The following is a 2,842-nucleotide window of genomic DNA, read 5'->3' as shown; positions in this document are numbered from 1 at the left end:
TCAGACGCGCCGGACTGCCGGTTAGGCGCGTCCTGCCACTGGCCAGGCGCGTCCTGCCACTGGCCAGGCGCGTCCTGCCACTGGCCAGGCGCGTCCTGCCGCTGCTCAGGCTCGTCCCTCTGCTGTTCCGGAAGCCCTGGGCGGTCCTGCGCGCCCAGGCTCCCTGGCTCATCCCGACCGCCCTGCGCATCCCGACCGTCCTGCGCATCCCGGCTTTCCTGCTGCTGCCTGGGGGTTGGCGGCGCAGGCTGGGGCATCGCCGAGTGGCGCGTCGGCGGCTGTGCGGCAGACGGCTGCGCGACGGGCTGCTGCGCGGCGGACTGCTTGGGGGTGGGCTGCTGGTCCTGGGTGCGCTGGTCCTGGGTGGACGTCCTGGCCTGGGGGCACTGCGAGGGCTGGGGCAGGGGCTGGGCCTGGGGCGGGGCCGGGTGGTTGTGGCCGTTCTTCTGGAGGTGCTGGGCTGGGGGTGTGGCCACGGTGGCGGTCCGCGATCGGCCCCCTGCGGTGTCAGGAGCGGGGGTGGGTTCGATCATGGATTGCCTTCAGCCGTTCGACGGTGACGTGTGTGTAGAGCTGAGTCGTTGCGAGCGTAGCGTGACCAAGGAGCTCTTGGACGGTGCGCAGATCGGCTCCCCCTTCCAGCAGGTGCGTGGCCGCGGAGTGGCGCAGGCCGTGCGGGCCGACGTCAGCCGAGCCGGGGACCGCACCCATGACATCGTGGACAACCCTCCTGGCGGTACGCGGGTCGAGCCTCCCGCCTCGGGCGCCGAGGAACAGGGCCCGATGCGAACGCTCCGTGACCAGGGCGGATCTTCCCAGGTCCGCCCATTGACGAACTGCCCGTTCGGCCGGGAGGCCGAAGGGAACAGTGCGCTCGCGACTGCCTTTGCCCAGAACTCGAATCACCCTTTGGGAGTAGTCCACGTCGTCGAGGTCGAGCCCGCACAACTCAGCTACCCGGACCCCTGACGCGTACAGCAACTCCACCACGGCCCGGTCACGGAGCGCAACCGGATCGTGCTGGTCCGCGCCCGCCGCGGCGGCCTCCAGCGCCGCCCCGGCCTGGTCCGGGCGGACCACCACCGGCAGGGTCCGGTGGGGGCGCGGGGCGTTCAGCCGGGGACCGGGGTCCTCCGCCAGCAGACCCGTGCGGGCGGCCCACGCGGTGAGCGCCCTGGCCGACGCGGCGCGCCTCGCCATGGTCGTCCGGCTCGCCCCCTCGGCGTGCTGGGCGGCCAGCCACGAGCGCAGGCCGAGCAGGTCCACCGACTCGACCGCCGCGTCCCCCGGCGTCCCGGCGGCGAGGTGGACGAGCAGCGCGACCGCGTCGCCGAGGTAGGCGCGGACGGTGTGCGGGGACAGGCCGCGCTCCAGCGACAGGTGGCGCTCGTAGGCGTCGAGCGCGGTGGCGACGTCGGACGGCAGCTCGCGGCGGAGCCGGACGAGGTCGACGCGGCGCGGACGGCGGTGCGGAGGCGGGGACACGCCCTCTGACGCTGGGGCACCACGCGCCCCCGGTCAAGCATCGCCACACCCGCTTCCTGGCTGGGAGCGCTTCCAACCCCGGTGACCCCGACTCGCGAGCCCCACCAGCTCCATCTGCGGCAGCAGCGCCCGCACGTGCGCCGGTTCGACCCCGGACTCGACGGCGACCGCGTCGGCCGTCAGCTCGACGGTGGGGCTGAGCGCCTCGTGCACCCGCAGCGCCTCACCCCTGGGCTCGCCGTCGTCGGACCGGCGGGTGGCCACGACCAGGTCGGCCCCGAACCGCCCCGCGGACTCGACCACCTCCGCCGCGCTGGTCACCGGCACGGCCTCGCCCGACCGCAGCAGCTCGTGGCACCCGAGCGAGCTGTGCGAGGTGACCGGGCCCGGCACGGCCATCAGCACCCGACCGAGCGCGGCGGTCGTGGCCGCGGTGTTCTTCGCCCCGCTGCGCCTCCCGGCCTCGACCACGACCGTGCCGTCGCCGAGGGCGGCGATGATCCGGTTCCGGGTCAGGAACCGGTGCTTGGCGGGCCCGCGCTCGGGCGGGTACTCGCTGACCACGAGCCCCTGGGCGGAGATCCGCCCCAGCAGGGCCGCGTGCCCGGCGGGGTACGCCCGGTCGACGCCGCAGGCGAGCACGGCGATCGTCGCCCCACCCGCGCCGAGCGCCCCGCGGTGCGCGGCCCCGTCGATCCCGTACGCCGCCCCGGACACCACCGTCACCCCGGCCCGCGCGAGCCCGGCCCCGAACTCGGCCGCGACGTGCAGCCCGTACCCGCTGGCCGCCCGACTCCCGACCACCGCGACCGCCCGCTCGACCAGCGCGCCGAGCGGGGCGTCCCCGCGCACCCAGAGCGCGAGCGGCTCAAGCCCGCAGCGCAACCCGTGCCGCGCGGCGTTGGCCAGTGCGGTGAAGGGCCAGGAGGGCCACTCGTCGTCCTCGGGCACCACCAGGCGACCACCGATGCCTGCGACCAGGCGCAGGTCCTCCTCGGCCCGGCACTCGTGACGCCGGGCCTCGGTCTCACCGGCGACGGCCACCGGAACGTCCCCGACCTGCACCAGCCGCGCCGCCTCGACGGGACCGACCTCGGCGACGAACGCGGAGAGCGCGAACGCGGGCGGTTCGGCGACACGGGACAGGTAGGCGCGGGCGAGCCGAACCGGGTCCAGGTTGGCGACCTGAATCGCATTCAGGTTGGGGTGAGCGGGCTGGGCGGGGTGAGCGGGCTGGACGGAGTGAGCGGGCTGGACGGAGTGAGGGGCCGGGTGAGCGGGCTGGGCCGGGTGAATGGGCTGGGCCGGGTGAGTGGGCGCGGGCGCTCGGGCTGAGGCGGAGGGAGAGGCAGGCGCT

Annotated in this window: 2 protein-coding genes and 1 pseudogene; all 3 read right to left on the bottom strand. The window is 75.4% G+C overall.

The features are described 5' to 3' along the window. Positions 1–476: pseudogene (locus tag ACTUAL_RS23575) on the bottom strand (hypothetical protein); the annotation flags it as partial. A 31-nt stretch (positions 477–507) separates the two neighbouring features. Further along, positions 508–1,485 carry a tyrosine recombinase XerC gene (locus ACTUAL_RS23570; protein WP_440901776.1) on the bottom strand — a complete coding sequence of 326 codons (978 nt, stop codon included), beginning with the start codon at positions 1,483–1,485 and terminating at the stop codon, positions 508–510. Between the two features lie 33 nt (positions 1,486–1,518). Further along, positions 1,519–2,631 carry a DNA-processing protein DprA gene (gene dprA / locus ACTUAL_RS23565; RefSeq protein WP_440901777.1) on the bottom strand — a complete coding sequence of 371 codons (1,113 nt, stop codon included), beginning with the start codon at positions 2,629–2,631 and terminating at the stop codon, positions 1,519–1,521. Positions 2,632–2,842 lie beyond the last annotated feature (211 nt).

The sequence above is a fragment of the Actinosynnema sp. genome, from assembly GCF_052038725.1.
The sequence above is the reverse complement of the archived record's forward strand: the minus strand, read 5'-3'. Positions and strand labels throughout refer to the sequence as shown.